The sequence below is a fragment of the Polaromonas sp. P1_F8 genome, assembly GCF_056405635.1.
Genome location: NZ_JBFUBS010000004.1, coordinates 22,013 through 45,425 on the forward strand (window position 1 = coordinate 22,013; position 23,413 = coordinate 45,425).

Genomic DNA, 23,413 nt, shown 5'->3' on the forward strand with positions numbered 1-23,413 from the left:
GGGGAGGCGCCGAAGGCGCTTTGGGGGAGAACTCATATCTAGGCTAACCGTATGGCCATGACGCCGCCGACGATGGCGCAGGTGCCGATGAATCGGCGCACGGTAAAAACTTCTTTCAATAGCCAGCAACCCAGCAGCACCGCGAACAGCACCGAGGTTTCGCGCAGCGCCGCGACAGTGGCTACCGGCGCGCGCGTCATGGCCCATAACGCAATGCCGTAGGAGCCCAGCGAGGCCAGCGCGCCGCCCGTGGCCACCGGCCAGCGATGCAGCGCATAGTGGCCCATGGCGCGCCCCCGCCGCGCCATCATCAGCAGGCCGAATGGCCAGCCATCAAACAGGAAGAGAGCCGCAACGTATTGCAACGCGTTTCCTGAAGCGCGCACGCCCAGCCCATCGACGACGGTGTAGACGGCAATGATGACGGCGTTGGCCAGCGCAAAACCGACGGCCTTGGGCGCATGCAGGGCGTGGCGGCTCAGGCCCAGTACCAGCACGCCGCAGCAAATACCCAGGATGCCTGCCCAAGCCAGCGGCGTGAGCGTTTCACCGAGAGTGAAGCTGGCTGACAACGCCACCAGCAACGGCGCCACGCCGCGCATCAGCGGGTAGGTCAAGCCCAGGTCGCCATGCTGGTAGGCGCGCGTGGTGGCAATGTAGTAGCCGATGTGAATCAGTACCGATGCGCCGATGAATGGCCAGGCCTCAGCCCGCGGCCAGCCAACCAGCAGCACCAGCGGCAACGCCAGCACAGAGCCAATGAGGTGAATGACCGCCATGTCCAGCGCTTTGTCGGCACTGGACTTCACCAGGGCATTCCAGCCTGCATGCAGCAGCGCGCCAAACAGCACAGCACCCAGCACCGGCCACGTCAGCGCAAGAATTTCAGGCGGCAAGCGAGGGCTCTGCGGCGGGAAGGGCACAGCGCCTGGCCCGTGCCAGGTAGTGCGCCAGTGGCGGCGTGGCCTTGTGCGCATCTTTCGCAAGATCGTCCCAGAGGCGCAGCTTCACCGCATCCCCGGCACCGGGCTGCGCGATGAAGCGCGCCGCTTCTTCAGCGGAAAAGATGCCGCCCTGCAGCTGCAGACTGCGCTTGGAGTCCACCGAAAGGCTTGAATGGTAGCCGCGCCGGGCTGCGCACAGATAGCGCTTGGCGTCCACATGCAGCTTGATGGCGTCCAGCACTTCGTCGGGGAAAAGACCCCGAAGAAAAGGCAGCGCGCGGTACTGATGCACGTCGTCCACACCACGCAGCGACGGTGTTTCGCCCAGGTCGTGCAGCAGGTGCCCCAGGTCATGCAACAGCGCCGCGGTCACCAGCGCATCGCTCGCGCCTTCGGCTTCGCCGAGTGCCGCAGTCTGCAGCGCGTGCTGCAATTGCGTCACGGGCTCGCCGCTGTATTGTTCGCCGCCGCGCTCCTTGAAGAGGTGTTCGATGTCGTCAAAGTTCAGCATGTAGATTCCTCACAGGTCAGGCATTCCAGGGGAGCGAGTAGGTCTTGAGGTTGGTGAAACTCTTGATCGCTTCCTGCACGCCCTCTTTATAGCCCAGGCCTGAGTCCTTGATGCCGCCGAAGGGCGTGAGCTCCAGGCGATACCCAGGCACCTCGCGCACATTGACGGTGCCGACATGCAGCTCGCTGACAAACCGGTTGATGTAGTCCAGGCGGTTGGTGCAGACGGCGCTTGAAAGGCCATAAGCTGTACCGTTCGAAATCTGGATGGCTTCGTCGATGTTTTTGAAACGTATGACCGGAGAGACGGGCCCGAAGGTCTCCTCGCGCGCCACCGTCATCTGCGGCAACACATGGTCCAGCAGCGTAGGTGAATAAAGCGCGCCGCGCCTGTGGTTGCCAGCCAGCAATTTCGCGCCCTGCGCCACCGCTTCATTCACACGCGACTCAAACAGCATGGCTGCCGGTTCATCAATCACCGTGCCCATGTCGTTGGCCTTGTCGGCCGGGTCGCCGTATTTCCAGGCCAGGGTCTTGGCCAGCACCTGCTCCACAAATTCGCCGGCCACCGCCTCATGCACCATGAGCCGCTTGATGGCCGTGCAGCGCTGGCCCGAATTCTTATAAGAACCCTGCACGGCCAGCGTGGAGGCCTCGTTGAGATCGGCATCCTCCATCACGATGATGGGGTCGTTGCCGCCCAGCTCCAGCACCACGCGCCGGTAACCGGCCTTGCCTGCAATGTACTTTCCGATGGCCACGCCACCCGTAAATGTCACCAGGTCGACCAGCGGATTGGTGATCAATTCGTCCGCAATCTCGCGCGGGTCGCCCGTTATCACGCTGAGCATCTCGGGCGGCAGGCCCGCTTCGTACAGGATGTCGGCGAACAGGAGGGCCGAGAAAGGCACCTTCTCGGAGGGCTTGAGCACCATGCGGTTATTGGTCGCAATGCTGGGCACCACCTTGTGCGCCACCTGGTTCATCGGGTGGTTGAAAGGCGTGATGGCGGTGATCACGCCCAGGAGCGGGGAGCGGTGCGTGTAGACGCGGCGCTTCTTTCCATGCGGCGTGAGGTCGCAGCTGAAGATCTGGCCGTCGTCCTTGAGCACCTCGGTTGCACCGAAGAGCAACACGTCACTGACACGGCCTGCTTCGTAGATGGAGTCCTTCAGGCACAGCCCTGCCTCCGCCGTGATGAGATTCGCGACCTCCATCAACCGCGACTGGACGATGGCCGCCGCACGGTTGAGGATGGCTGCGCGTTCATAGCGACTCAGCTGGGGCTTGCAGGCGTGCGCCTTGGCGAAAGTCTCACGGACTTCTTCAAGCGTGGCCTTGGGCACGCTCCCCAGCAGCTTGGCCGTGTACGGATCGAACACCTCGATGGCACGGTCACCGGTCCGGCCGGTGCCAACCTTGCGGCCAGCCAGTCGCATGGCATTGAGCTGATGGTCGCGGATGTACTGGTCAATCACTCTGCGGCTTTCAGGACAGGGTATGTGCGGACATGTTTCTTGCGTTTTGTTGCCGGATATCTATTGGGCGTAATTGAGCGCCAGGTCGAAGGCATCGAAATTGCGAAAACGCCGGTTGCGGTTCAGGCCCGGCAAGTCCCGGTTCACGATCAGCGGCACACGCTGCTCGCTCATGCCGCCGTGGGACCGCAAAGGCACTTCGAGCGCAGAAAGATCGTGGCGCGAGGCCGATGTGCCGATCACAGTGAAGCGCTCGGACACCGCCACAATGTCGCCGATCCGGTCGACCGGGAGTTCGAAGCGCTCGGCGGCCTGTTCACGTGAAAGCACCAGCTCCATGCCCTTGAGCCCCGCCAGCCGTTTGCGGGCGGCCTCGATGTTTGTGCCCTCGGGCAGGTAGACCGTGGCGAAGGATCCCAGCGCGCCGTGATGCACCACATAGGGGTCGGTGATCGGAAGGATCACACGCGCAACGCCCGCGCCCAGCCAGTTGTCAAACCAGTCCTGCAGGTAAATCACGTCGGGCGTGCCGTCCATGGCGACCTTGGCGTTCATGCCGTGGTCGGCCGTGAGCACGATCACGCAACCCAGGTCGTCGAGCTGCTGCATGTAGCCGTCCATCATGCGATAGAAGGAATTGGCGCCTTCGGTGCCGGGCGCGTGCTTGTGCTGCACATAGTCGGTGGTCGACAGGTACATCACATCGGGCTTGTATTTCTGCATGATCTTCACGCCGGCCGCAAACACGAACTCCGACAGGTCCGCGCTGTAGACGCTGGGTAGCGGCTGGCCGACCAGGCCCAGCACGTCTTCAATGCCGTTTTCTTCCAGCGTGACCTGGTCGGCCTTCTCGGACGAAAAGCAGATCCCTTTCATCTTGTGGCCCAGCAGCTTGCGCAATTTGTCTTTGGCTGTGACCACCGCCAGGGACTTGCCCGCGTCCGCAAGGGCCGCCAGCAGGGTGGGCGCACGCAGCCACTTGGGGTCATTCATCATGACCTCGGTGTCGGTGGCGGTATCGAACAGGTAGTTGCCGCAGATGCCGTGCACGCTGGGCGGCGCGCCCGTCACGATGGACAGGTTATTGGGGTTGGTAAAGCTGGGTACCACGCAATCACCCGTCAGGCCAGAACCCAGCGCCAGGGTGCGCTTGAGCCACGGCATGTGGCCGGTGGCCACGGCCTGCGCCAGGTAGTCAGGCTCGCAGCCGTCAACGCACACCACCACGACGGGCTGGGTCGGCAGCCTGTATGCCCGGCCATTGACTTTCACTTCGGTCTTTTTATCAGCGACTGCCACGTTGGAGCCTTCCCTTGTCCATGTTTTTCTCCGAGCCTTTTGCGATGTCGTCATCGATCAGGTGCGACGCCCTGGCTTGTGCCGAACGGGTAGCCGGGCTGGCCTGCAGGCGCGCCTGTCGCCGCAGGTCGTTTTCAATCGTGCGCTCTTTGCTCTCGATCACGTGGTCGTACATGGCCCGGCCTGCGACGTCCGCGTCACCGGAGGCGATGGCCTTGACGATCTGCCGGTGTTCGTTGGCCGAGATCGGCATGAGCCAGCCGTCGGCCAGGTTCAGGCGCCGGAACAGCGACAGCTCCTTGATGAGCTTGCGATAGATGGCCGTGAGCTTGCTGTTGCCTGCCATTTCCACCAGCCGGTCGTGGAATTTCAGGTTAAGCAGGTGGTAGTTGTAGGCGTCTTCTGCCTTGACGGCCTTTTCCATCGAGTCGACGAGGCCCCGGATTTCCTTGAGTTGGGCCGGCGTGATGTTCCTGGCGAGCTGGCGGCCGACGAGTTCGTCCATCGCGGCGCGCAGGTCGAAAATCTCGACGGCTTCCTCGATGGGAATGTCACGCACGAAGACGCCGCGATTTTTTTCGTTGCGCACCAGGCCAGCTTCCTCCAGCATTCGGAAGGCTTCACGCACCGGCCCGCGGGAGACGCCCATCTTTTCAGCCAGCGCTGCCTCAATGAGTTTGCTGCCCGGTTCGTATTCGCCAACAAGAATGGCGCGCTCGATTTCCTGCTGCACCACCGTGGTGAGGGAACTGGTCTGCAACAGCGCGATAGTGGGATGAAACACGGCATTCATGCCCTGCATTGAAGCACAAAACCGAAGATTGTCAACAATCTGCAAAAAACAATTGACAAGATAAAAGGGGCAGCGTTAAATAAATATTGAGCTGGGTTGATATGACCTGAACACAGGTTGGTCATCGCAGTGTCACTGCCCCGACACGAACAGGTCACAACATTGCAGGTTTTCCACAAAGGACTTTTTATGCAGCTGGCTACCCATCTCAAATCCCTGCCAAAGGCGATCGCTCTTATCGGCTTTTTCGGCTTGCTCACCGCCTCCACCGGCGCATTCGCCCAGAAGACCCAGTTGCTGGTCTACACCGCGCTGGAAACAGACCAGATCAAGGCCTATCAAGAGGGCTTCAACAAGGTCTACCCCGATATCGAAATCAAGTGGGTCCGCGACTCGACCGGTGTGATCACCGCCAAGCTGCTCGCCGAAAAATCCAATCCCCAGGCCGACACCATCATGGGTGTGGCTGCCTCCAGCCTGGCCCTGCTCGACAAGCAGGGCATGCTCGAACCCTACGCGCCGATCAACCTTGACGGCATCATGAGCCAGTACCGTGACAAGAAGAAAGTTCCCGCCTGGTTCGGCATGGACGTGTGGGGTGCCACCGTGTGCTTCAACACCGTCGAAGCCAAGAAGAAAAACATCCCTACACCCGAGACCTGGCAGGACCTGACCAAACCCATCTACAAGGGTCAGATCGTCATGCCCAACCCCGCCTCCAGCGGCACCGGCTACTTCGACGTGACCGCCTGGCTCACGCTCTTTGGCGACAAGGACGGCAAGGGCGGCGGCTGGAAGTACATGGACGCGCTGCACGAAAACATCGCGCAGTACACCCATTCGGGTTCCAAGCCCTGCAACATGGCCGCCTCCGGAGAATTTCTGGCGGGCATTTCGTTTGAATACCGCGGCAACACCAACAAGGCCAAGGGTGCGCCGATTGATCTGGTGTTCCCCAAGGAAGGCCTGGGCTGGGACCTGGAAGCCTTTGCCATTCACAAAGGCACCAAGAAGCTGGATGCCGCCAAGAAACTGGCTGACTGGGCTTCGAGCAAGGACGCCATGATGCTGTACGGCAAGAACTTCGCGATCACCGCGCAGCCTGGACTGGCACCGCCGCTGGCCAATGTGCCGAAGGACTATGAGGCCCGCCTCGTCAAGATGGATTTCAGCTGGGCAGCAGACAACCGCGAGCGCATTTTGAACGAGTGGACGAAGCGCTATAACTCCAAAACAGAGAAGAAGTAGCCCCCTGTAGGCGGCCTGTCGGCCGCCTCTCCCCCTCAGGGGGACAGCCGCTGTGGCCCGGCGGAGCCGGTTCCACGCCGCTGCTTGCCTTTGCGCCGGCGCCGACCGTTCAGGTAATACATGTATGGCTCACGAATGAACAACGACACCTTTCTGAACCTGCGCCATATCCGCAAGGAATTCGGTGCCTTCACCGCGCTGCAAGACATCAACCTGGACATCCGCAAGGGCGAGTTCGTTTGTTTTCTGGGGCCTTCGGGTTGCGGCAAGACGACGTTGTTGCGCATCATTGCCGGGCTGGAGGTGCAGACCTCGGGTGAAGTACACCAGGGCGGGCGCGACATCTCGCGGCTGCCGCCGGCGCTGCGCGACTACGGCATCGTGTTCCAGAGTTACGCGCTCTTTCCCAACCTCAGTGTGGCCGACAACGTGGCCTATGGACTCGTCAATCGCAAGACGCCCAAGGCCGAGGCTGCCCAACGGGTGACTGAACTGGTCAGGCTGGTGGGCTTGCCGGGCAGCGAGGCGAAATATCCCAGCCAGCTCTCGGGCGGTCAGCAGCAGCGCATCGCGCTGGCGCGCGCACTGGCCACCTCGCCAGGCTTGCTGCTGCTCGATGAGCCGCTATCGGCACTCGATGCACTGGAGCGCGTACGCCTGCGCCAGGAAATCCGCGCGCTGCAACAAAAACTGGGCGTGACCACCATCATGGTGACGCACGACCAGGAGGAGGCTTTAAGCGTCGCCGACCGCATTGTGGTGATGAACCACGGCCTGATCGAACAAGTGGGAACACCGATGGAAATTTACCGCGAGCCGGCTTCGCCGTTCGTGGCGGACTTTGTCGGCAAGGTCAATGTCATGCCGGCGCAGGTCAGCGGCGGCCAGATGAGGTTCGGCGCCTTGTGCCTGCCTTGCGACGGCACCGACCGCGAGGTCAAGGTTTACCTGCGCCCGGAAGACGTGCTGGCCCGGCCCATTGCAGCGGATGACGCCCACGTGTTCGACGCCACCATCGAAAAGATCGAATTCCTCGGCTCCTTCTGCCACGTTCATGTGGCTTCTCCTGCGCTGGGCAGCCACAAGCTCACGGTTTACCTCTCGCTCAACTTCCTGTCGGAGCAATCCTTGCAGGTCGGCTCGTCCCTTCCCCTCAAGTTGCTGCCAGAGCGCATCAAGGTGTTCTGATGCCCGTCTATACACCTCCTGCTTTGCCCCTGGTGCGGCAGCGCGTGCACTGGATTGACCACCTGGCCTACGCCGCCCTTGCGCTGGCAGCTATTATTTTGATAGCGTTTCTGGCAGCCCCGTTGCTGGCCATCCTGCAGCAGGCCGTGCAGGACAAGGCCGGGGATTTCATCTGGCTTGACAACTTCATCGAGTACGCCAAAACCCCGGCACTGCTCGAAAGCCTGTGGAACAGCCTCTGGATTTCAGGCGCCGTCACCCTGATTGCGGTACCCCTGGCGTTTGGTTTTGCCTATGCGCTGACCCGTTCGTGCATGCAGTACAAGGCGCTGTTTCGCGGCATCACACTGGTTCCCCTGCTGGCACCTTCCCTGCTGTCAGCCATTTCGCTGATTTACTGGTTTGGCAATCAGGGGGTGCTCAAGGGCTGGATGCAGAGCATAGGCATCGACCAGATTTATGGTGCGCCCGGCATTGTGGTGGCCGAATGTTTTGCGGTGTTTCCGCATGCGCTGATGATTCTGGTCACCGCACTCAGCCTGTCCGACGCTCGGCTGTACGAGGCGGCCAATGCCATGGGCACCAGCGCCAGGCGCAAGTTCTTCACCATCACGCTGCCCGGCGCCAAGTACGGCCTTATTTCCGCGGCGCTCGTCACCTTCACGCTGGTCATGACGGACTTCGGCATTCCCAAGGTGATAGGCGGCAACTTCAATGTGCTGGCCACGGACGTTTTCAAGCTGGTGATCGGCCAGCAGGATTTCGCCAAGGGCGCCGTCGTCGCCATCTTGCTGCTGGCGCCCGCCGTCCTGACATTCGCGGTAGACAGCTACGTCAGCAAACGCCAGACCGCGATGCTGACGGCGCGTGCCGTGCCCTACCGGCCCACGCCTTCGCGCGGCTACGACCGGGTCATGACGCTGTACTGCTGCGCGATTGCCTTCCTGGTGCTGGCCATGCTGGGCATGGCGGTGTTCGCATCCTTCGCCAGCTTCTGGCCCTACAACCTTACGCCCAGCCTGCGCCACTACACCATGGGCCTGATCGACGCGGAAGTCGGCGTCGGTTTTCTCAACAGCCTGAAAATGGCGGCAGGCACGGCCTTCTTCGGCACCGCGCTGGTGTTTTGCAGCGCCTACCTGCTCGAAAAAACCAAAGGCATGGACGGCCTGCGCGGCTTTGTGCGCATGCTGGCCATGTTGCCCATGGCCGTACCCGGCCTGGTGCTGGGATTGGGCTACATCTTCTTTTTCAATGCGCCCGGCAATCCGCTGAACGGCCTGTACCACACGCTAACCCTGCTTACGCTGTGCACCATCGTGCACTTCTACACCACCGGCCACCTGACAGCCGTAACCGCACTCAAGAGCCTTGATGGCGAATTTGAGGCCGTCAGCGCCTCGCTCAAGGTGCCCTTCTTCAAAACCTTCTGGCGCGTCACCCTGCCTATCTGCACGCCCGCGCTGGTCGACATTGCGCGCTACTTCTTCATCAACGCCATGACCACCATCTCCGCCGTGGTGTTTCTCTATTCGCCCGAAACCAAAGTTGCGTCGATCGCCATCCTGAACCTGGATGAAGCCGGCGAAATGGGCGCCGCCGCAGCCATGGCCGTCCTGATCGGTATGGCATCAACGATTGCAACCCTGCTTTTCATGGCCCTGGCCTGGTGGGTCAACCGCCGTACGCAAGCGTGGCGAACCAGCTCGCGCTAGGAGCTTCATGACAGCCCAGCGCAACATCCGCATGCTCACGCGTTACACCGCATGGGCCAACGACCGCCTGTTCGGCGCATTAAAGCAACTTCCTGCAGGTGAGCTCCTGGCGCCACGCGCAACCGGCTTTGGCAACATGCTTCGTACGCTGAACCACGCCTATGTGGTGGATCTCATCTGGCAGGCGCACCTGCAGGGGCGGCCGCATGGCTTCAGCTCCCGCAACACAGAGGCCACTCCCACACTGGAAGCGCTGTGCGCAGCTCAGGGGCAAATCGACACCTGGTACATCGAATACGCGGACACCCTGAGCGCCGGGGCACTCGACGAAATCGTGCATTTCACGTTCATCGATGGCGACGCGAGTGCCATGACACGGGGAGACATGCTGCTGCATGTCGTCAACCACAAAACCTACCACCGGGGCTACGTGGCCGACATGATCTACCAGGTTCCGGCGCGCCCCCCAGGCATGGATTTGCCCATATTCCTGCAGGGATACCCGGCCCGACTGAATTGAATCGCCCGCAACGAAGACCACAGGCATAACAAATGGACAGAGACAAAATCCTCCTCACCCCCGGGCCGCTGACCACCACCCTGCGCACCAAACTCGCGATGCTGAAAGACTGGGGCTCCTGGGACAGCGATTTCAACGCCGTCACGGCCAGCGTGCGCAAAAGCCTGCTGGCCGTCATCCATGGGCAGGATTCGCACGTCGTCGTTCCGCTTCAGGGCAGCGGCACTTTCAGCGTGGAAGCGGCAGTGGCCACCGTGGTGCCGCGGGACGGCCACGTGCTGGTGATGGACAACGGCGCCTACTGCAAACGCGCGGCAAGGCTCACCACGCTGATGGGACGGCGCTGCACCATCATGCCCTTCGACGAAGCTGCGCAGGTCTCTCCCGCCGCACTGGACGCCATGCTGGAAGCCGACACCAGCATCACCCACGTCATGCTGATCCACTGCGAGACAGGCGCGGGCGTGCTCAACCCGCTGAAGGAAGTGGCCGATGTCTGCAAAACCCATGGCAAGGGCCTGTTGGTGGACGCCATGAGCTCCTTCGCCGCGATAGAAATCGATGCGCGCAAGGTGCATTTCGACGCACTGGTGGCGGCCAGCGGAAAATGCCTTGAAGGTGTGCCCGGCATGGGTTTTGTCTTCATCCGCAAGGCCGTACTGGATGGCTGTGCCGGCCGCAGCCAGTCGCTGGCCATGGACCTGCACGACCAGTACGCCTACATGGAAAAAACCACGCAGTGGCGCTTCACGCCTCCCACCCATGTGGTGGTGGCGCTGGCCGAGGCGATTGCGCAATTCGAGGAAGAAGGCGGCCAGCCCGCGCGCCTGGCGCGCTACGAAAGCAACTACCGCACGCTGATTGCGGGCATGGCGAAACTCGGTTTCAAGCCCTTCCTGGACCCGGCCATCCAGGCACCCATCATCGTGACCTTCCACGCGCCGGCCGACAGCCGCTACGACTTCAAGAAGTTCTATGCCGCTGCACGAGATCGCGGTTTTGTCCTATATCCCGGCAAGCTCACGCAGGTGGAAACTTTCCGGGTGGGCTGCATCGGTGCAATCGGCCCGAATGAGATCGAGCAAGCCGTACTGGCGGTGGCGGGTGCCCTGCAGGACATGGGCATCAGCTCCGCCGCACCGGCAACCCACGCGCACGGAGCGTAGGCCCTGAGAACGTCTCTTTACAAGCATGAGCCGTGGAACCGGCTTTGCCGGGCCACAGGCGAGCGGCCCCCTCGGGGGGCAGGGAGCTACACGAAGTGAGCGACCGTGGGGGCCTAGTGACTTCGGCGAAACGCTTCGGAAGGAAGTTCGCCAAACATTTGCTGGTAGTCGTGCGCGAAATGACCAAAATGCCAAAACCCCAGGTGCGTTGCAGCCGCCGTCACAGACGTAGCGGTCTTCAATGCCTGCCTGGCGGCGTTCAAGCGCACGGCGCGCAGATAAGCCAATGGGCTGATGCCCAGCGCTGTCTGGAAGCCGTTTTGCAAGGTCCGCCGGCTCACGCCGAGCTGCTCGCACAGCGCCAGCACCGTGGGCGGCTGATCGAGCTGCGCGTGCACCAGTTCGCGGGCACGTCGCGTCAGCGTCCAATGCCCATGAGTGCCGACAGCGTCCGCGCTACCCGCGGGCGCAAGAACGCGGCCGAGCTGCTCCACCACGCTGTCGAGCATCGCAGCCTGCACGGCGGGCGACTGCAGCAGCGCAGGGGCCGCCTCCACCGTATCCAGCACACCGGTGAGGCACTGCCTGAGCCCCGCCTGCGCCGCGCCATCCAGCCGGCGCAACCCTGCCTGCGCACCGAGCCGGGCCTGCAGCGCCGGGTCATGCTCGCCGCAGCGGCGCCAGGCCGCTTCGTCAAGCTCCAGCCCCAGCATCACATGACGCCGGGAAGAGCGGAACTCAAAACCCGACGCCCCCGAAAACACATGCAATGCACCTGCGTCGCTGGGCGCGCCGCAAAAAACGCTGGGGCCTTCGACCTGGAGCGGCAGCCCCAAGGCCAGGGCACCATCGCGTATCCGTCCGGTCTGGTACACCGACTCCCGCAGGCTTTCCACAAAGAGGCGAAGGCCCGCGAATTCCAGCTGGCGCACCTCGCCGCCAAAGGCGCCGCGAGACAGCTGGAGGTAGCTCTGGTTCCAGCCCGTAAGTGCCGCCGCCTGCTCGTCTGCGTCGGCGAACGACGCGCGGGACAGCAGGGCTGGCTGGAGAGTGTCAGGCGTGTGGACCATGGCCGCATTCTTGCAGGATTCGTGCCGTGCGCAAGCAACGCTTTGAAACACTTCGACTTACTCGCCATCTCCTTAAGCTCAATCTCGCTGCGTTACTTGCCGAAATGGGATTTCAGCGCACCTACGCTCGCCCTACGATGCAAGACAGCCCCACCGGGCCCTCAACCTTGCAACCTATAGGGAGCCACCATGTCAGAACGTTCCAGCGTGCAATACGCGAAAGTCGACGGCAGCTATTTTGAAAAGAGGGGGCTGCGCCGCTATGCCGGCGTCTGGTCGCTCTGGGCACTCGGCGTTGGCGCCGTGATCTCCGGCCACTTCGCCGGCTGGAACCTGGGTCTGGCCAACGGCTGGGGCAGCATGTTGCTGGCCACCATCATCATCTCCGTGATGTATCTTGGCCTGACCTTTTCGCTGGCCGAGATGTCACCCGCATTGCCCCACACTGGTGGCGCGTACTCTTTCGCACGCACCGCCATGGGGCCTTGGGGCGGCTTCCTGACGGGGCTGGCCGAAAACGTGGAATACGTGCTGACGCCGGCCGTCATCGTGTTCTTCATCGGCAGCTACATGGGCAGCATTTTCGGCACGCCACCGGCCTGGCAGCCTTTATGGTGGATAGGCTTTTACATCGTCTTCATCGGCCTGAACATCATCGGTGTCGAGCTGTCGTTCAAGATCACACTGGCGGTCACTTTGCTGGCGCTGGCTTGCCTGGTGGCGTTCTGGATCAGCGCCTTTCCCAAGATCGACTTCGCACGCTGGGCCATGAATGTCGGCGCCGGCGGCGCCGTGCTGCCCGAGGGCCGCGGCCCCTTCCTGCCGCTGGGCTTCGCCGGCGTGCTGGCGTCGCTGCCATTTGCGGTGTGGCTGTTCCTGGCAATCGAGCAGCTACCGCTGGCGGCTGAAGAGTCGGTGGACCCGCGTCGTGACATGCCGCGCGGCATCATTGCCGGCATCTTCACGCTCATCCTCTCGGCCTTCATGATCCTCTGGCTCAACCCCTCGGTCGCAGGCATAGGCTCGCACGCGCTGAGCACCTCGGGTGAGCCGCTGCTCGACGGCTTCAAGGCAATTTACGGCAACGGCATCGCCAAGATACTGGCGCTGGTGGCCGTGCTGGGCCTGGTGGCGAGCTTTCACACCATCATCTTTGCCAAGGGCCGGCAGATCTATTCGTTGAGCCGCGCCGGGTACTTTCCTTCGGCACTGTCCGTCACGCACGGCAGCCGCAAGACTCCGCACATCGCCATGATCGTTGGCTCGGTGGTGGCGCTGGTGGTCATGTTTGTGCTGTGGTTTTCGCTGGGCGTTGACAAAGGCTCGGCCGTCATCGGCGGCACCTTGCTCAACATGGCGGTGTTCGGCGCCATGTTCTCCTATGTGATGCAGGCGCTGTCGTTCATCCGCCTGCGTAGCAAGCTGCCGAATATGGAGCGCCCCTACCGCAGCCCGCTGGGCGTTGCGGGTGCGGTGCTGACTTTGGTCATCGCGCTGGTCACGATTTACTTCCAGCTCAGCGACCCGATCTACCGCGTGGGCGTGCTGTGGGTGGCGCTGTGGTTTGCCATCGGCATCAGCTACTTCGCAGTAATGGGCCGGCACCGGCTCATCCTCTCGCCGGAAGAAGAATTTGCGATTGGCCTGGCCGAAAAAGGCCGGGCAAGCGCCCACCCCTAAACCACAAGGTGCCCACGACCATGCCCCAAAAAGCCACCAAATCCTCCGCACCCCATCCAGCCCTGGAGATGCTGCGCAAGTCGGGCGCCAACAAGATGAAGGTTGCCGTCAGCGACATCGACGGCGTGCTGCGCGGCAAGTACCTGCACAAGGACAAGTTCTTCGGCGCGGCCGAGCCCTACCCGGCGGGCGGTTTTGGATTTTGCGACGTGGTGCTGGGCTGGGACATGATGGACAACTGCTACGACAACACGTCCGTCACAGGCTGGCAGCACGGCTTTCCGGATGCGCTGGCACGGCTGGACCTGGCCACCACACGCCACGTGCCTTGGGACAACAACGTGCCCTTTGTGCTGGGTGAATTCGTGAACGCCGACGGTACGCCGCACGCCGTGTGCCCACGCCAGACGCTCAAGCGCGTGCTCAAGCGTGCCGAGAAAATGGGCTTCATGCCCATGACCGGCATGGAGTTCGAATGGTTCAACTTCCTGGAAACGCCGCACAGCTGGGCCGCGAAAAACGGCGTAGGGGCCGAAAAACTCACGCCTGGCATGTTCGGCTATTCGCTGCTGCGCATGAACGAGAACCAGGATTTCTTCAACGCCATCATGGACGAGATGCTGGCTTTCGGCATCCCGATCGAAGGCCTGCACACCGAAACAGGGCCGGGCGTGTATGAAGTAGCCATTGGCTTCAGCGAGGCACTGGAGCAGGCCGACCGCGCCATCCTGTTCAAGACCGGCGCAAAAGAGATCGGCTCGCGTTTTGGCATCATGCCCAGCTTCATGGCCAAGCCCCACCAGCAGCTGCCGGGCTGCAGCGGCCACATCCACCAGAGTTTGTCGGACGGCAAGACCAACCTGTTCTTCGACGCAAAGCACCCGCGCAAGATGAGCAAGCTGTTCGAGAGCTACGTCGCCGGCCAGGTCGCCTGCATGATGGAGTTCGGCCCCATGATCTGGCCCACCATCAACAGCTACAAGCGCCTGGTCGACGGCTTCTGGGCGCCTGTGAAGCCGACCTGGGGCATGGACAACCGCACTGCAAGTTTCCGCGTGATCGCGGGCAGCGCCAAAGCCACCCGGCTGGAAACCCGTTGCCCTGGCGCCGACGTGAACCCTTACCTGGCGATGGCGGCCGTCATCGCTGCGGGACTGGACGGCGTCGAAAAAGGCCTCAAGCTGGGCGCGCCGATCAACGGCACCAACCAGGGAGCCGAACACATTGCCCGCGCACCGCGCACCCTGATCGAAACCACACGTATTTTCCAGAAATCGGACATCGCGCGCGACTGGCTGGGCGATACTTTCGTGGATCACTTCGCGGCAACGCGCGAGTGGGAATGGCGCCAATGGCTGGACGCCGTCACCGACTGGGAAATGAAACGCTATTTTGAAATCATCTGACCTCCTGATCCGCAGGCTGACCGTGCCCGACGCCGCCGTTTACCGCGAATTCCGCCTGCGCGGCCTGCGCGAGCACGCGGACGCCTTCACCTCCAGCTTTGAGGAAGAAAACCTGCGCGTGCTGGCCGACACCGAAAAGCGCCTTTCACCCGCCGGCGACACCGTCATGTGGGCCGCCTTTTTGGACGGCGCGATGGCCGGCGTGGCGGGGCTGAACCGGGAGACGCGGCTGAAGAACCGTCACAAGGCCACGCTGGTTGCGATGTACGTCGCGCCCGAATACCAGGGGCATGGCATAGGCCGGGCGCTGGTCGGCAAGGTGCTGGAGGAGGCACGCGCCGGCGGCGTGGAGCTCGTGGTGCTGACGGTCACCGCCGGCAACCGCGAGGCGGCGGCACTCTACGAGAAATGCGGGTTTAAATCCTTCGGCATAGAGCCCGACGCGATTCGGGTCAACAATGTCTCTTACGGCAAACAACACATGTACTTCCAGGTCGCACCACTATGAGCATCACCGGTTTTTCCTTCCCCACCACCATCAAGTTCGGCGCAGGCGCGCGCAAGCTCGTCGCCGACACCCTGAAAGAAGCGGGCTGCAAGCGCCCGCTCATCGTGACCGACAAGGCGCTGGGCGCCTTGCCCGTTCTGGCCGAATTCAGGACCCACCTGGCCGGCCTGGACGTGGCGGTGTTCTCGGGCGTGTTTGGCAACCCGACCTGCAGCCAGGTCATGGACGGTGCCGCAGCCTACAAGGCGCACAAGGCCGACTGCGTGATTGGATTTGGCGGCGGCGCAGCACTTGACGTCGCCAAGGTGGTCGGTATCGCCGCCACCCATGAAGGCGACATCCTTGAATATGTCTGGGACCATCCGCAGGTACGGCCCATCGTCAATGAGTTGCCTTACTTCGTGGCCCTGCCCACCACCTCGGGCACCGGCTCCGAAGTCGGCCGTTCCAGTGTGGTCAGCGAAAACGAGACGCACCTGAAGCGCGTGGTGTTCAGCCCAAAAATTCTGGCGAAAGTGGTGTTTGCCGATCCCGAACTCACGTTGGGCCTGCCGCCCGCCGTCACGGCCGCCACCGGCATGGACGCCCTCACCCATAACATCGAAAGCTACCTCTCGCCGGCCTATCACCCGCTGTGCGACGGCATTGCACTCGAAGGCACGCGCATCGCGGCGCATGCGCTGCTCAAGGCCGTGAAGGAACCTTCCAACCTGCAGGCTCGCAGCGACATGATGATGGCCTCCATGATGGGCGCCATCGCCTTCCAGAAAGACCTGGGCGCCGTGCATTCATGTGCCCACGCGCTGGGCGCTGTCTGCGACTTGCACCACGGCCTGGCCAATGCGCTGATGATCGACACGGTGCTGGCATGGAACTACGAATCGGCGCCCGCCAAATTTGACGAGCTGGCCCACGTATGTGGCGTGGCCGGCGGTGGCAAAGCTTTTGTAGCCTGGCTCAAGCAGCTCAAGGAGAGCGTTGGCATCACCGGCCCGCTGTCGGCCCACGGTGTCAAGCGTGAACACCTGCCGCGCCTGGTCGAGATCGCCACCGCCGACATCTGCCACCAGACGAATCCACGGCCCTGCAAGGCTGAGGACTTCCAGCGATTGTTCGAGGCCGCCTTATGAATGTGGCCCCCACGCTTTTCACTGCGTCTTCGACTTCGTGTAATGCGCTGCCCCCCGAGGGGGCCGCTGAGCCTGCGGCCCGGCAAAGCCGGTTCCGCGGCCCCGGCTTGGGCAGAACAGAACGATCACTTTTGAGAAGGGTACTCGCATGATCGCCGCTAGTCGTCTCAAGATTGGGTTGTCAGCGTGTTTCTCGCATGCCGACCCAACCCGCTCTTTCTTCACCGGCAAGACGCTGCAGTATGTCGAACAGTCGATTGCCCACTGGGTGATGTCTTCCGGCGCCATGGTCGTCATGGTGCCTTGCCCGACGGGCAGCACACAGCGCGGCGACGTGACCTATGAGCACTATGCCCAGTGGCTGGACGGCCTGGTGCTGCACGGCGGCGCCGACGTCTGGCCCGGCAGTTACGGCGAGGAGCCGCTGGAAGAAAAATGGTCGGGCGACCGTGTGCGTGACGAATACGACAAGGCACTGGTAGCCGCGTTTGAAAGAGCCGGCAAACCGGTGTTTGGCGTTTGCCGCGGCCTGCAATTGCTCAATGTTGCATTCGGCGGCACGCTCTACCAGGACATCAATACGCAGGTGCCTGACTCCTTCGTTCACCGCGACGCCGTCACTTACGACCAGAACTTTCACAGCGTGAACATCGTGCAGGGCTCCAGGCTTTCCGCCATGTACCCCGGCGTGGAGCGCGTGCGCGTCAACAGCATCCACCACCAGGGCATCAAGGATTTGTCACCCGAGTTTGAAGCCGAGGCTTTCAGCGTGGACGACGGCATCGTGGAAGCGATACGCCGCAAGGACAAAACCAAGAGCTATATCGCCGCCACCCAGTGGCATCCCGAATTCCATAAACCCGGCTCCGACACGATTGACGACGCCGCCGTACTCGATGATTTCCTCACCGCCGTAGCGGCGGCCAAAAGCAAAGCCAATAAACATGACCAAACTCGCCATTCATAACCCAGCCACAGGTGAGATGATCACCGAACTGCCTGCGGACGACGCGGCTTCCGTTGCTGCCAAGGCAAAGCAGGCACGCACCGCGCAGGCTGCGTGGGCCGCCGTGCCGGTGGCCGAGCGCAAGGCCTGCATCACGCGCTTTCGTGCCGGCATCGTTGCAGAGCTCGACACCCTGGCAGCCGTCATGACGCGAGAAACCGGCAAGCCGATCAAGATGTCACGCAATGAACTCAACGGCCTGCTGGGCCGTATTGATTTTTTCCTGGCAGAGCTTGATGCCTCCACGGCCACGCAGACCGTGTTTTCCGATGGCGGCATGACCGAGCAGATCGAGCACACACCGCTGGGCGTGGTCGCCAATATTTCGGCCTGGAACTACCCCTGGTTTGTCGGCGGCAATGTGTTCATTCCCGCACTCCTGACAGGCAATGCCGTGCTTTACAAGCCTTCCGAATATGCGGCCATGACGGGCCAGGCCATCGCGCGCCTGCTGCATGCGGCCGGTGTTCCTCAAGACGTGTTTGTGCTGCTGATCGGCGGCGGCGCAGTCGGTGCGGCGCTGATGGAGCAGCCGGTGGACGGCCTCTTTTTCACCGGCTCCTACGCCACCGGTGCAAAGATCGCAAAAGCCATCGGCCCGCGCATGGTCAAGCTCCAGCTTGAGCTGGGCGGCAAGGATCCGACTTACGTGACCGAAGACGCCAACGTGAAGAACGCCGCCGAATCACTGGCCGATGGCGCGATGTACAACACCGGCCAGAGCTGCTGCTCGGTTGAGCGCATCTACGTGCATGAAAAAATTTACGACGCGTTCGTTACCGCCTTTGTCGACACCGTGAAGACTTTCAAGACCGGCGACCCGATGAGCGAAGACACCTACATCGGCGCCATCACCCGCGCGCCGCAGCTGGAGGTGTTGGATGCCCAGGTCGCCGATGCCAAAGCCAAAGGGGCGACCCTGCTGGCAGGTGGCAAACGAGGAGCCGGTCCCGGCACCTGGTATGAACCCACGGTGTTCAGCAACGTCAACCACAGCATGGAACTGATGCGCGAGGAAAGCTTTGGGCCGGTCATCGGCATCCAGAAGGTGTCGGGCGACGCAGAGGCCGTCAAACTCATGAACGACACACGCTACGGCCTGACCGCCGGCGTCTTCACGCCCGATGAAAAGCGCGCCCGGGCACTGCTGTCCCAGGTCAACGCCGGCAGCGTTTACTGGAACTGCTGCGACCGTGTGAGCCCGCGTTTGCCCTGGAGTGGCTACGGTGATTCGGGTGTGGGCCTGACACTGTCCACCTACGGCATCCAGACCTTCACCCGGCCAAAGGCTTGGCATCTCCGTCAGGCTTGAAACATGGCCCCCACGCTTTTCACTTCGGGCCTGCGGCGCGCTGCCCCTTTCCCTGGGCTTGGGGCTAATTTTCCTTGGAGCGGCCCGGCGGAAAATTGTCTTTTCATGAGAGGGGTATTGTGCGATTGACCCTCTTCGACCTGGACCACACCGTGCTCAACGGTGACAGCGATGTGCTGTGGTGCGATTTCCTGATTGAAAAGGGCTACCTGGGCAAGACCGAGTTCACCGCGCGCAATGCCGACATGGCGGCGCGCTACAGGGCGGGCACCGTGGGCTTGAAGGAGTTTGCCGATTTTTATGTGGGCACCCTGGCTGGGCGCACAGCCCAGGAGTGGGAGCCGATGCGGCAGGAATTTTTGGCCAAATGGGTCGTGCCGCGCATCACACCGGCTGCGATCGCGCTGGTCGACAAGCACCTGGAAGCCGGCGACCTGGTGGTCATGACGACGGCCACCAACCGCTTCATCACCGAGCTCACGGCCATCTACTTCGACATCGAGCACCTGATTGCCACCGAGCCCGAGATGCAAGGCAGCCGTTTCACCGGCAGCACCACCGGCGTGCTGAACATGCGCGAAGGCAAGGTCGAGCGCCTGCATGCCTGGCTCACCGCACGCGGCCTGCGCTTCAAGGATTGCAAAACGACCGCCTACAGCGATTCCATCAACGACCTGCCGCTGCTGGAAGCCGTGAAACACCCGGTGACTGTGAATGCCGATGCGACGCTGGCAGCGATTGGGACTGAGCGCGGCTGGCCCGCGCTGCAGTTGCACTGAGCAGCCCGACCTGCGCAGCTGAAACAGCCCCGGAGAGGGCTGCATCCGCCTCATTTGAGTATAAAAATGGCCTGCAAGACCATCAGGGCGGGCGCCAGCAGCTATTAAAACAATAGCAACTTCTTCCCATATCTGACGCTTACTCCGCGCTCAGATGCTTGCCCACAATCCCGGCCAGCTCGAACATCGTGACCTGCGGCTTGCCAAACACCGGCAGCAGCTTGGCGTCGGCGTTGATGGCGCGCTTGTTGGCCGCATCCTGCAGGCCTTCGGCCTTGATGTAGTCCCAGAGCTTTTTGATGACCTGGGTGCGTGCCACCGGCTCGGCGCCGATCACCGCGGCCAGTGCGTCGCTGGGCTTGAGGCCAGCCCCCGGCTTGGCGACGCGGGGCGTCTTGGGCTTGGCGGTTTTGGCGGCGGGCGTTTTCTTGGCGGCGACTTTTTTGGCCGCCGGTGCTTTTGCCGTTTTCGCGGCGACGGTTTTGCCAAAAGGCGTCTTCACCGTGCCGGTCTTGGCAGCCGCCGGCTTGCGCGGCGGGAACTTGGACGGCGCAAACTCGAAGTTCACCTTGTCGGCCTCCTTGTCCCAGGCCAGCATGGCCTTGAAAGGGCGGCGCGTGCGCATGGAGACAAACTTGTCGAGCAGATCGGTCTTGCCGGTTTCCAGCAGCTTGTGCATTTGCTCACGCTCAATCGGCTGCTGCAGGATCACCTGGCCGGTCTTGAAGGTGCAGCTGGGCGTCGGTTGCGCCAGCGTGGGCACCGACTTTTCGCAGACGTAGTTTTTGCCAAGCTCGAACACCCGTGCGGCGCAGCGCGGGCAGGGGCCCAGCGACTGCTGGTCGCCAAAGTCGACGATCTCGCCGGTCTCGGCATTCTTGTCGTCGCCGAAGTCGAATTCGAGCTTGTAGTTCTTGGTCTCTTCGTCGAACTTGATCACCATCTCCGCGGTGAAAGGCCATCCGGCCTTGGAACGGAAGCCGTCCAGCGGACCGATCTTCTTGTCGCGCAGGAACTGCTCAACCTCAGCCACTTCAAAGGTGCGGCCCGCCGGCGTTTTGCCGAAGCTGAAACCACAGCCGTCGTCGCCGTTCTTGCCGGTGCAGGTGTAGCGCCGGTAGTTTTCCTTCATGACGCCGCCGCAGTTGGGGCAGGGCGCCGAGAGCGTAGCGTAGTCGCCGGGAATCGTGTCCTTGTCGTAGCCCTTGGCCTTGGCCACCATGCGCTCGGTCATGGTCGCAATTTCTGCCATGAAGGTTTCGCGGCTCAGCTTGCCGTGCTCCATCTGCGCCAGCTTGAATTCCCACTCGCCGGTCAGCTCGGCTTTTGAAAGCTCCTGCACATCCAGTCCGCGCAGCAGCGTCATGAGCTGGAAGGCCTTGGCCGTCGGGATCAGCTCGCGGCCTTCGCGCAGCATGTATTTTTCGGCAATCAGCCCTTCAATCGTAGCGGCGCGGGTCGCCGGCGTACCGAGGCCTTTTTCCTGCATGGCTTCGCGCAACTCGTCGTCGTCAATCGTCTTGCCGGCGCCTTCCATTGCGCCCAGAAGCGTGGCTTCAGAATAGCGGGCGGGCGGCCGGGTCTTGAGGCCCTTGGCCTCGACCACTTCGGCGCGCACCATTTCGCCCGGCTTGACCGGCACCAGGCTCTGGCCCTTGTCGCCATCCTTGGCGTCGGCCACTTCGTCGGCGGCTTCCTTGCCGTAAATCGCCAGCCAGCCCGGCTTGACCAGCACCTTGCCCTCAGTCTTGAAGCTGTGGCCGACCGACTGCGAAATACGCGTGGTGACCAGGTATTCGGCGCTCGGGAAAAACACCGCCATGAAACGGCGCACCACCAGGTCGTACAGCTTTTGCTCGGCTTCGCTCAGGCCGCTAGGCGCCTGCAGCGTTGGGATGATGGCGAAGTGGTCGCTCACCTTGGCATTGTCGAAAATGCGCTTGCTGGGCTTGATGTAATTGCCCTTGATGGCCGTGGCCGCATGCGGCGCCAGATGCTTCATGCCGCTGCTTTCCAGCATTTCAAAGGTCTTTTTGACCACCGGCAAATAGTCTTCCGGCAGCGCACGCGAGTCGGTACGCGGATAGGTCAGGGCCTTGTGGCGTTCATACAGGCTTTGCGCAATCGACAGCGTCGTCTTGGCCGAAAAACCGAACTTGCCGTTGGCCTCGCGCTGCAAGGAGGTCAAATCAAACAGCAGGCCTGCGGCCTGCGTGGTGGGCTTGCTTTCTTCCGTCACCGTGGCGGACTTGCCGCGCACGGCTTCGGCAATCGCCATGGCTTCGCGCTCGGACCAGACCCGGTCGGCCTTCAGTTCGGCGTCGGGCTCGGTGTTGTCGGCATTGGCGGCGGCTTTTTTCCACTTCGGGTCGAACCACTTGGCGGGGTATTCACCGGCCTCGGCCAGGAAGGTCGCGTGGATTTCCCAATAATCGCGGCTGACAAATTTGCGGATTTTTTCCTCGCGCTCCACCACCACCGACAGCGTCGGCGTCTGCACACGGCCCACGGTGGTCAAAAAGAAACCGCCGTCGCGCGAATTGAAGGCCGTCATGGCGCGCGTGCCGTTGATGCCGACCATCCAGTCGGCTTCCGAGCGTGAGCGCGCCGCATCGGCCAGGCCCTGCATCTGCTTTTCGGTGCGCAGGCTCTCAAAGCCGTCGCGGATGGCCGCCGGCGTCATGGACTGCAGCCACAGCCGTTTCACCGGGTGCTTGCTGTTGGCGTATTGCTGGATCAGCCGGAAGATCAGCTCGCCTTCGCGGCCCGCGTCGCAGGCATTGACGAGGGCGCCCACGTCCTTGCGTTTGGTCAGCTTGACGATCGCGTTGAGACGCGTCTTCGTCTTATCCATGGGTTTGAGGTCGAAGTAGGGCGGAATGACAGGCAGGTTGGCAAAGCTCCACTTGCCGCGCTTGACGTCAAACTCTTCCGGCGCCTGGATCTCGACCAGGTGGCCCACGGCCGACGTCACCAGCCACTCGTCGCTTTCAAAGTACTCGTCGTGCTTTTCAAACTTGCCGGCCGTAGGCGTGATCGCCCGCACAATGTCTTGTGCGACCGAGGGTTTTTCTGCAATCACCAGAGTTTTCATAAGTACTTCTTCAAACCTTCTACATCTTCGGGGAACATTTCCCCGCTTTCGGCAAATACGACTTTGCCTTCACGTCCGTTCGCCGCCACCTTGAGCACCACCACCACGGGCAGGCCCACCGGCTTGGGCAGGAATTTGGCGACCTCGGGGGTCAGCATCCCGGCGGGAAAGCTGTAGCCCTTGGTCTTCATATAGGCAGCTGCGGCTGCCGGCTGCTTGTCAATCGACAGGGCCAGCACCTCCAGCCCGTTGGCCTTCTGGGCCCGCCACAAAGCTTCTATATGGGGCGACTGCACCGCACAAAAAGGGCACCAGCTGGCCCACCAGTACACCACAAGCGTCTTTCCACCCACCTCGGCAGGCTTCCAGGCGCTGCCGTCCAGCAGCGTGACGGCCGGCAAAGGCAGGGTGCTGCCGACCTTCGGCAAGGGGCTTTCCCCGCCTTTGGCCCACGCCGGCAGGCCCAGCCCCACCGCGGTCGGCAAGGCAAGGGCAGCAGCTGTCTGCATCAGGTTTCTGCGGTTGAACACGGGGGCTCCTTGGGCGCATCACTACAATAGCGGCTCT

At 62.3% G+C, this 23,413-nt stretch carries 20 protein-coding genes; 12 read left to right on the forward strand and 8 right to left on the reverse strand.

Going from position 1 to position 23,413, the window contains the following annotated elements:
• Positions 1-38: 38 nt before the first annotated feature.
• The 5 genes from AC1D1J_RS15015 to AC1D1J_RS15035 all read right to left on the reverse strand — a co-directional run bounded on the left by AC1D1J_RS15015 (position 39) and on the right by AC1D1J_RS15035 (position 5,024).
• Positions 39-896 carry an EamA family transporter gene (locus tag AC1D1J_RS15015; protein ID WP_477687556.1) on the reverse strand — a complete coding sequence of 286 codons (858 nt, stop codon included), beginning with the start codon at positions 894-896 and terminating at the stop codon, positions 39-41.
• Entirely contained in the window at positions 886-1,455 is a 570-nt protein-coding gene (locus tag AC1D1J_RS15020; RefSeq protein ID WP_477695095.1) for a phosphonate degradation HD-domain oxygenase, read from the reverse strand. The genes AC1D1J_RS15015 and AC1D1J_RS15020 overlap by 11 nt, the downstream gene beginning before the upstream one ends.
• Before the next feature lie 16 nt (positions 1,456-1,471).
• Positions 1,472-2,893: a phosphonoacetaldehyde dehydrogenase gene (gene phnY / locus AC1D1J_RS15025; protein ID WP_477695362.1), complete on the reverse strand. Its 1,422-nt coding sequence runs from the start codon at positions 2,891-2,893 to the stop codon at positions 1,472-1,474.
• A gap of 99 nt (positions 2,894-2,992) precedes the next feature.
• Entirely contained in the window at positions 2,993-4,231 is a 1,239-nt protein-coding gene (phnA, locus tag AC1D1J_RS15030) for a phosphonoacetate hydrolase (RefSeq protein ID WP_477695096.1), read from the reverse strand.
• Positions 4,218-5,024, reverse strand: coding sequence for a phosphonate utilization associated transcriptional regulator (locus tag AC1D1J_RS15035; protein WP_477695097.1), 807 nt, complete (start codon positions 5,022-5,024; stop codon positions 4,218-4,220). Before AC1D1J_RS15035 ends, phnA begins: the two co-directional genes overlap by 14 nt.
• A 189-nt stretch (positions 5,025-5,213) precedes the next feature.
• Between AC1D1J_RS15035 and AC1D1J_RS15040 the strand changes: the two genes are divergently transcribed.
• The 5 genes from AC1D1J_RS15040 to AC1D1J_RS15060 all read left to right on the forward strand — a co-directional run bounded on the left by AC1D1J_RS15040 (position 5,214) and on the right by AC1D1J_RS15060 (position 10,861).
• Positions 5,214-6,272: a putative 2-aminoethylphosphonate ABC transporter substrate-binding protein gene (locus AC1D1J_RS15040; RefSeq protein WP_457282057.1), complete on the forward strand. Its 1,059-nt coding sequence runs from the start codon at positions 5,214-5,216 to the stop codon at positions 6,270-6,272.
• 135 nt (positions 6,273-6,407) lie between these two features.
• Positions 6,408-7,460, forward strand: a complete 1,053-nt coding sequence (locus AC1D1J_RS15045) for a putative 2-aminoethylphosphonate ABC transporter ATP-binding protein (RefSeq protein ID WP_477695098.1) — start codon at positions 6,408-6,410, stop codon at positions 7,458-7,460.
• Positions 7,460-9,175, forward strand: coding sequence for a putative 2-aminoethylphosphonate ABC transporter permease subunit (locus AC1D1J_RS15050; RefSeq protein ID WP_477695099.1), 1,716 nt, complete (start codon positions 7,460-7,462; stop codon positions 9,173-9,175). The genes AC1D1J_RS15045 and AC1D1J_RS15050 overlap by 1 nt, the downstream gene beginning before the upstream one ends.
• A gap of 7 nt (positions 9,176-9,182) precedes the next feature.
• Positions 9,183-9,695: a DinB family protein gene (locus AC1D1J_RS15055; RefSeq protein WP_477695100.1), complete on the forward strand. Its 513-nt coding sequence runs from the start codon at positions 9,183-9,185 to the stop codon at positions 9,693-9,695.
• Between the two features lie 32 nt (positions 9,696-9,727).
• Complete coding sequence (locus tag AC1D1J_RS15060; RefSeq protein ID WP_477687563.1) at positions 9,728-10,861, forward strand: 2-aminoethylphosphonate--pyruvate transaminase; 1,134 nt, start codon at positions 9,728-9,730, stop codon at positions 10,859-10,861.
• A gap of 113 nt (positions 10,862-10,974) precedes the next feature.
• Here the strand turns inward: AC1D1J_RS15060 and AC1D1J_RS15065 are convergent, their stop codons facing one another.
• Positions 10,975-11,931, reverse strand: a complete 957-nt coding sequence (locus tag AC1D1J_RS15065; protein ID WP_477667718.1) for a helix-turn-helix domain-containing protein — start codon at positions 11,929-11,931, stop codon at positions 10,975-10,977.
• 189 nt (positions 11,932-12,120) lie between these two features.
• Here AC1D1J_RS15065 and AC1D1J_RS15070 point away from each other — a divergent pair, with 189 nt between their 5' ends.
• From AC1D1J_RS15070 to AC1D1J_RS15100, 7 genes are all read left to right on the forward strand, one after another.
• Positions 12,121-13,611, forward strand: coding sequence for an amino acid permease (locus tag AC1D1J_RS15070; protein ID WP_457282051.1), 1,491 nt, complete (start codon positions 12,121-12,123; stop codon positions 13,609-13,611).
• 20 nt (positions 13,612-13,631) lie between these two features.
• Positions 13,632-15,017 carry a glutamine synthetase family protein gene (locus AC1D1J_RS15075; protein ID WP_477695101.1) on the forward strand — a complete coding sequence of 462 codons (1,386 nt, stop codon included), beginning with the start codon at positions 13,632-13,634 and terminating at the stop codon, positions 15,015-15,017.
• Positions 15,004-15,525: an N-acetyltransferase family protein gene (locus tag AC1D1J_RS15080; protein ID WP_477695102.1), complete on the forward strand. Its 522-nt coding sequence runs from the start codon at positions 15,004-15,006 to the stop codon at positions 15,523-15,525. Before AC1D1J_RS15075 ends, AC1D1J_RS15080 begins: the two co-directional genes overlap by 14 nt.
• The gene (locus AC1D1J_RS15085; RefSeq protein WP_477695103.1) at positions 15,522-16,655 is read left to right on the forward strand and encodes an iron-containing alcohol dehydrogenase; all 1,134 of its coding nucleotides are present in this window, start codon (positions 15,522-15,524) and stop codon (positions 16,653-16,655) included. Before AC1D1J_RS15080 ends, AC1D1J_RS15085 begins: the two co-directional genes overlap by 4 nt.
• A gap of 148 nt (positions 16,656-16,803) precedes the next feature.
• Complete coding sequence (locus AC1D1J_RS15090; RefSeq protein WP_477648783.1) at positions 16,804-17,622, forward strand: gamma-glutamyl-gamma-aminobutyrate hydrolase family protein; 819 nt, start codon at positions 16,804-16,806, stop codon at positions 17,620-17,622.
• Positions 17,600-18,973, forward strand: a complete 1,374-nt coding sequence (locus AC1D1J_RS15095; protein ID WP_477695104.1) for an aldehyde dehydrogenase family protein — start codon at positions 17,600-17,602, stop codon at positions 18,971-18,973. Before AC1D1J_RS15090 ends, AC1D1J_RS15095 begins: the two co-directional genes overlap by 23 nt.
• A 119-nt stretch (positions 18,974-19,092) precedes the next feature.
• Positions 19,093-19,752, forward strand: coding sequence for an HAD family hydrolase (locus tag AC1D1J_RS15100; protein ID WP_477695105.1), 660 nt, complete (start codon positions 19,093-19,095; stop codon positions 19,750-19,752).
• 139 nt (positions 19,753-19,891) lie between these two features.
• On the opposite strand, the gene AC1D1J_RS15105 is transcribed toward AC1D1J_RS15100, so the two are convergent.
• Positions 19,892-22,846, reverse strand: a complete 2,955-nt coding sequence (locus AC1D1J_RS15105; protein ID WP_477687569.1) for a DNA topoisomerase III — start codon at positions 22,844-22,846, stop codon at positions 19,892-19,894.
• A complete protein-coding gene (locus AC1D1J_RS15110; protein ID WP_477695106.1) occupies positions 22,843-23,376 on the reverse strand; it encodes a TlpA family protein disulfide reductase in 534 nt (177 codons plus the stop codon). The genes AC1D1J_RS15105 and AC1D1J_RS15110 overlap by 4 nt, the downstream gene beginning before the upstream one ends.
• Positions 23,377-23,413: the final 37 nt, after the last annotated feature.

Coding starts and splice junctions, on each gene's coding strand:
- AC1D1J_RS15020 (WP_477695095.1), bottom strand. CDS start 1,455: ATGCTGAACTTTGACGACATCGAACACCTCTTCAAGGAGCGCGGCGGC.
- phnY (WP_477695362.1), bottom strand. CDS start 2,893: ATGCGACTGGCTGGCCGCAAGGTTGGCACCGGCCGGACCGGTGACCGT.
- AC1D1J_RS15035 (WP_477695097.1), bottom strand. CDS start 5,024: ATGAATGCCGTGTTTCATCCCACTATCGCGCTGTTGCAGACCAGTTCC.
- AC1D1J_RS15040 (WP_457282057.1), top strand. CDS start 5,214: ATGCAGCTGGCTACCCATCTCAAATCCCTGCCAAAGGCGATCGCTCTT.
- AC1D1J_RS15045 (WP_477695098.1), top strand. CDS start 6,408: ATGAACAACGACACCTTTCTGAACCTGCGCCATATCCGCAAGGAATTC.
- AC1D1J_RS15050 (WP_477695099.1), top strand. CDS start 7,460: ATGCCCGTCTATACACCTCCTGCTTTGCCCCTGGTGCGGCAGCGCGTG.
- AC1D1J_RS15055 (WP_477695100.1), top strand. CDS start 9,183: ATGACAGCCCAGCGCAACATCCGCATGCTCACGCGTTACACCGCATGG.
- AC1D1J_RS15060 (WP_477687563.1), top strand. CDS start 9,728: ATGGACAGAGACAAAATCCTCCTCACCCCCGGGCCGCTGACCACCACC.
- AC1D1J_RS15065 (WP_477667718.1), bottom strand. CDS start 11,931: ATGGTCCACACGCCTGACACTCTCCAGCCAGCCCTGCTGTCCCGCGCG.
- AC1D1J_RS15070 (WP_457282051.1), top strand. CDS start 12,121: ATGTCAGAACGTTCCAGCGTGCAATACGCGAAAGTCGACGGCAGCTAT.
- AC1D1J_RS15075 (WP_477695101.1), top strand. CDS start 13,632: ATGCCCCAAAAAGCCACCAAATCCTCCGCACCCCATCCAGCCCTGGAG.
- AC1D1J_RS15085 (WP_477695103.1), top strand. CDS start 15,522: ATGAGCATCACCGGTTTTTCCTTCCCCACCACCATCAAGTTCGGCGCA.
- AC1D1J_RS15090 (WP_477648783.1), top strand. CDS start 16,804: ATGATCGCCGCTAGTCGTCTCAAGATTGGGTTGTCAGCGTGTTTCTCG.
- AC1D1J_RS15095 (WP_477695104.1), top strand. CDS start 17,600: ATGACCAAACTCGCCATTCATAACCCAGCCACAGGTGAGATGATCACC.
- AC1D1J_RS15105 (WP_477687569.1), bottom strand. CDS start 22,846: ATGAAAACTCTGGTGATTGCAGAAAAACCCTCGGTCGCACAAGACATT.